This is a genomic window from Pseudanabaena sp. 'Roaring Creek' (assembly GCF_001402795.1).
Lineage (GTDB): Bacteria > Cyanobacteriota > Cyanobacteriia > Pseudanabaenales > Pseudanabaenaceae > Pseudanabaena.
The window spans coordinates 1-4,851 of record NZ_LIRE01000765.1 but is presented as its reverse complement, the minus strand read 5'-3'; the positions used below and the strand labels follow the sequence as shown (position 1 = coordinate 4,851).

Below are 4,851 nucleotides of genomic sequence, written 5' to 3'. Positions count from 1 at the left end.
GGTTTGTTTTTTATTCACTGAAGTGTTGGCTCACTTTAGTGAATTGATATTACAGCGCTTTGCGCTCAAATCCAAACCAAGAAGTCTTTTAAAAGTGTTGCTTTGTAACACTTTTAAAAGACTTCTTGTAGCTCTTTTGATCAAAAATTGCGGTAAGAAATGACTACGCCATTTCTTACCTTGAAAACCCTTAGTAGGTTTAGTTTTTAATTTTTGAAAGTGTGACAACACTTTCAAGAATTGGTATTACTTGCGATCAAAAATCAGAGAGTCAGGGTTAATTGGGGCAATATATTTTAAGTTAGCCCTGACATAGCACTCCCCTAATTGCTCAAAACTCACGGGCTGGATGGGATTGGCTAATTCATTCTCGACTCCTTTGACTCTGAGCCATGGCGATCCATTACTATCGAAGACGATCGCATCATTAGCGGGATCTGGTGGTTCGACAGTCCGCAAATTGGGAGTCCCTTTAAATACCGCCGTGATCACCGCACCTCTTTGAATCTGCGATCGGATCTGTCCATTAGGTTCATAGCGACAATTTAAACCATAGTCTTTCATGCTCGAACTCATGGGCTGAACGACTAGCCATTTATTAATGGTATAGAAACCCCGATTGCCGCGTTGAAACGCAGAACTAAAGTCACCATTGCGATCGGGGTTAGGGACTTCAGCAACCTGAGCTAAGGCTTTCGACGTACCAAAAGCCACATAGCTAAAAGCAAGGCAGCTAACGAGCAGGAAAACCTGAGCGGGGAATTTTAATCGCACATTTAATCGCATATTTAATCGCACATTTAATCGCATAGTGTTAGGACGAACATCGATAAAGAGTAATCAGACGATCTAAATTTTTGCTGGGATCGCGGAGCAGAAATGGGAGATGACCGACGGGCGGAGCCTTGAAATTGGGTTGACGACCTTCGATATATTGCCACCGCATAGTTTGGCGATCGTAGGCAGTATTGATCGTTAATTCACCCGATGGAGTCAACCAGCCAAGGTTTTCGTAGGTTTTGCGAATATCTCTGCCCGAATCTTCATAGACTTTTTTCTGAGCGGTGAAACCCTGTTTGCCGTTACTAGCCTGTGTCCAGAGCTGATCGATCAAAACTAGATCTGCACAACTAATCCGATTAAACTCATCGGGATGGAATGTCCCATCATTATAGGATTGACTTCCCGCCGCCTTGAGTAGCAGAGTATAGGTTTCTCGATCTGCTGCTTTCCAGTTTTTCTCTTTAAGAAAGCTGCTTAGGTTTCCGTAACTAGAGTTACTATCGAGATTTGATATTGGTGATGTTTGTGATATTGGAGAAGTTACCGATGGAGAAGCAGGGGGGAACGATCTATTGGTGGATGGCATATCAATATCGTTTTTGAAAGGGTTCCATCCTGCGTTAACTGCATTAAATAGATAAACTCCGCCTGCTAAGGCGATACAGGATATCGCTAAGGGCAATAGGGGATTTAACTTATTTACTTCCCGTTCATCAGTAATTCGAGGCGAGACTGTGCTTAATTTAGGCAGTTTGGCAATATCCCTCAGCACTTCTTCAACCGATTGGTAGCGATCGCGCGGATTACAGCGCGTCATGCGATCCAAAACTGCGGCAAATTCGCGACAAACCTTAGCATAGCTCCGCCAGTTAATTTCATTGTCGCGATCGCGAGGAAATTGGCTGGGATGTTTGCCAGTCAGCGCTTGCAAAGCCAGCATTCCTAAAGAATAGATGTCACTGTTAGATACGGATTGCCCCCGTTCCTGCTCGTAGGACATATATCCAGGAGTGCCAATTGGCAGGGTTACTCTAGCTTTGTTTTTTGCATTGGCTACTTCCATTTGCACCTGTTTGACCGTGCCAAAGTCAATGAGAACTAACTTGCCGTCACTATGACGACGGATCAAATTACTCGGCTTAATATCGCGATGGATGACATTATATTTATGGACAAATCGGAGTATTTCCAGAACCTCTTTGACAATCTGCGCGACTCTCGCTTCAGCCATTTGACTGCCAGGAGTCATTTCGGAGCTAAGGGGATGACCTGCAATATATTCCTGAACGAGATAGAATTCTTTGTTTTCTTGGAAATAGGCGTAAAGCTGGGGAATGAGATCATGTTTGCCTAATTCCTGTAAGGTTTCTGCCTCCGCCTTAAAGAGTTCGAGCGCTTTTTGGGTAAAAACTGGATCGTCTATGGTCGGGTTGAGATGTTTGACGACGCATTGGGGGTTTTTGGGCAATCGTGTATCTTCAGCAAGGTAAGTTTGGGAAAAACCTCCTTCTGCTAATTCTCTGATAATGCGGTAGCGGCGATCGAGTAGCTTGCCTAACATACGAGCCTTATAGGTTAGAGCGAATGTAAAGCACGTATTCTATTGTATTGTAAGTTTTCCCGCACAAATATATAAACTTACAACCTACATTTATAGTCAGCAATGTTAGGACAAAATTCAAACCCAATAGAGAGTTGCGGCGCTTCGCGCCGCAACTCTCTATTGGGTTTGATGTCCTGATTTAAGTGGCTATAGCACGTGAGTTCGAGATAATTTGAAACGGGCTTTGAGCAAGGGTTTGCATAGCAAACCCTTGCTCAAAGCCCAAAAGTAAAAGCCTTGCTAAGCAAGGCTTTTACTTTTGGGCTTTTAAAATTTGCCAGCTTGCCCCGAACAGACGTTATACCAATTCACGAAAGTGTGACAACACTTTTGCGAATTAAAAACCAAACCCGATAAGGTTTTGAGATTCCCAAAATGGCGTTGCCATTTTGGGAATTGGTATTACTTACTTAATAAATTTGGCATCAAGGGGCGGACGATCGCGTTTTGGTCGATCCGATTTTCTTGATTTCATGTTTAGACGATCGCCATAGGGAACGGTGTCGGGATCGTCATCTTCCTCCTCTTCATAGTCTTCTTCATACTCATCCTCATACTCGTCTCCTTCCTCCTCTTCCTCATACTCATCATAGGCGCGATTATCTGCACTAAATTCTTGTTTAGTATTAAACTCAGTTCTGACCTGTTCTTGAGGTGTTTTGTCATATCCAGCGGCAATTACAGCTCGACGAAGGAGGAGATTATGCCTCCAAGAGGCGATCGCATTGATGACTAGGGCAAGAATACCGCCACTGATGAAAGCCACTAACATGGCTAGGCTCAAAGGGATGGCGATCGTTTTTTGTCCCAAGAAGAAAATCTGTACCGCAGTTTGGAAGTTTTGGACAAAGATCGCCGCCCCCAAGGTAATGCAAGAGCATAGAATGACTAGCTGGACGATCGCGATCGTACCTAGCGAGCCTTGATTGGAGGGCTTAGTATTGGGTTTGGAGGTAAATGGCGATCGCGTCATAATCCTGATTCTCCTTGGGCAATACCCGAAACAATACCAGAGGGCATTTTACCTTGCCAGCGTTGGATTAAATCGGCATCAATATCCAGTTGATCGAGTGCTCTGGCGATCACAAAATCAACCAAATCCTCGATCGTTTGGGGATTGTGATACCAAGCAGGGATGGCAGGCACGATCCTTGCCCCTGCTTCGGCTAGGGTGGTGAGATTGCGTAGGTGGATCAAACTTAAGGGTGTTTCGCGAGGAACGATTACTAATTTTCTTCCTTCCTTGAGATGTACGTCGGCGGCGCGTTCCAACAGATCGGAACTCAGCCCATGGGCAATTTTGGCAACCGTTGCCATACTGCAAGGAATCACCAACATTCCTAACGTCCGAAAGGAACCACTGGCAATCGTTGCCCCCACATCCGCCCATTGATGACAAATTAGTCTGCCGCCATCTGCCTCACTGCGATCGCGCCAAAACTGTTCCTGCGATCGCAAATTGCTAGGCATGGCAACATTAGTCTCAGACTGCCAAACCATCATCGCTGCCTTAGAAGCCACCAGATCGACATTGTAGTTATTATTAAGCAAAAATTTGAGCGATCGCACGGCATAGATCATGCCTGATGCCCCAGAAACCCCTAATACAATCGCCTTTTGATCTTGCATCTGATGTTGTTGATTTTGCGCTAGATTTTGCGCTGAATTTTAGACAATATCTTCATCATATAGCTATAGCCAAATAAGTTAAGACATAAAACCCAGAAGAGTGTTGCGGCGCTTCGCGCCGCAGCACTCTTCTGGGTTTTGTTTTTGTCCTAACATAACTGGCTACTGCTATATCCCTGTTTGCTAAGCTTATAGCTATCGCTAGGTATATTAGGGCAAGCCCCAAAGAGACTTACAGGGTGAAACTCCACCTCCAAAAATTGTGGTGAAGATTTTGTCCAAACCTATCTAGCGGTAGTTATCCAATATGCTCAATCCCTAAAAACATGACCAATAACTGGATCGAAAATCTCAAATATGACGCGCAAGGGCTAATTCCTGCGATCGCTCAAGACTGGCAAGATGGCACGATTTTAATGATGGCTTGGATGAATCGTCAAGCCTTGGAATGCACAGTTGCTACGGGTGAAGTTCATTATTGGAGTAGATCGCGTCAAGAGTTATGGCATAAGGGAGCGACCTCAGGACATATCCAAAAGCTAAAGCACCTCTATTACGATTGCGATCGCGATGTAATTTTGGTCAAGATCGAGCAAATTGGGGCGATCGCCTGTCATACAGGGGCAAGAAGTTGTTTCTTTACCGAGGTTCCGCTCAATTTATAGTAGTAGCCAGTTATGTTAGGACAAAAACAAAACCCAGAAGAGTGTTGCGGCGCAAAGCGCCGCAACACTCTTCTGGGTTTTATGTCTTAACTTATTTGGCTATAGCTATATAGCAACGAAAAAGATAAATAGGGCATAAACCCAAAAAGACAAGTGGCGGCGCTTTGCACT

5 protein-coding genes are annotated in these 4,851 nt (G+C 44.5%); 1 reads left to right on the top strand and 4 read right to left on the bottom strand.

The window, feature by feature from the left end:
* Nucleotides 1-246 precede the first annotated feature (246 nt).
* From AC805_RS23910 to AC805_RS23895, 4 genes are all read right to left on the bottom strand, one after another.
* The gene (locus tag AC805_RS23910; RefSeq protein WP_055077731.1) at nt 247-786 is read right to left on the bottom strand and encodes a hypothetical protein; all 540 of its coding nucleotides are present in this window, start codon (nt 784-786) and stop codon (nt 247-249) included.
* Nucleotides 787-814: 28 nt separating this feature from the next.
* Nucleotides 815-2,344, bottom strand: a complete 1,530-nt coding sequence (locus AC805_RS23905; protein WP_055077730.1) for a serine/threonine-protein kinase — start codon at nt 2,342-2,344, stop codon at nt 815-817.
* A 448-nt stretch (nt 2,345-2,792) separates the two neighbouring features.
* Nucleotides 2,793-3,359: a LapA family protein gene (locus AC805_RS23900; RefSeq protein ID WP_055077729.1), complete on the bottom strand. Its 567-nt coding sequence runs from the start codon at nt 3,357-3,359 to the stop codon at nt 2,793-2,795.
* The gene (locus AC805_RS23895; RefSeq protein ID WP_055077728.1) at nt 3,356-4,015 is read right to left on the bottom strand and encodes a flavin prenyltransferase UbiX; all 660 of its coding nucleotides are present in this window, start codon (nt 4,013-4,015) and stop codon (nt 3,356-3,358) included. The genes AC805_RS23900 and AC805_RS23895 overlap by 4 nt, the downstream gene beginning before the upstream one ends.
* 326 nt (nt 4,016-4,341) lie before the next feature.
* Here AC805_RS23895 and hisI point away from each other — a divergent pair, with 326 nt between their 5' ends.
* Nucleotides 4,342-4,680, top strand: coding sequence for a phosphoribosyl-AMP cyclohydrolase (gene hisI, locus AC805_RS23890; protein WP_055077727.1), 339 nt, complete (start codon nt 4,342-4,344; stop codon nt 4,678-4,680).
* The last annotated feature ends 171 nt before the right edge of the window (nt 4,681-4,851 follow it).

What these genes read in the sequence shown, in the direction of transcription:
- AC805_RS23910 (WP_055077731.1), bottom strand. Translation starts at nt 786, where the DNA reads ATGCGATTAAATGTGCGATTAAAATTCCCCGCTCAGGTTTTCCTGCTC.
- AC805_RS23905 (WP_055077730.1), bottom strand. Translation starts at nt 2,344, where the DNA reads ATGTTAGGCAAGCTACTCGATCGCCGCTACCGCATTATCAGAGAATTA.
- AC805_RS23900 (WP_055077729.1), bottom strand. Translation starts at nt 3,359, where the DNA reads ATGACGCGATCGCCATTTACCTCCAAACCCAATACTAAGCCCTCCAAT.
- AC805_RS23895 (WP_055077728.1), bottom strand. Translation starts at nt 4,015, where the DNA reads ATGCAAGATCAAAAGGCGATTGTATTAGGGGTTTCTGGGGCATCAGGC.
- hisI (WP_055077727.1), top strand. Translation starts at nt 4,342, where the DNA reads ATGACCAATAACTGGATCGAAAATCTCAAATATGACGCGCAAGGGCTA.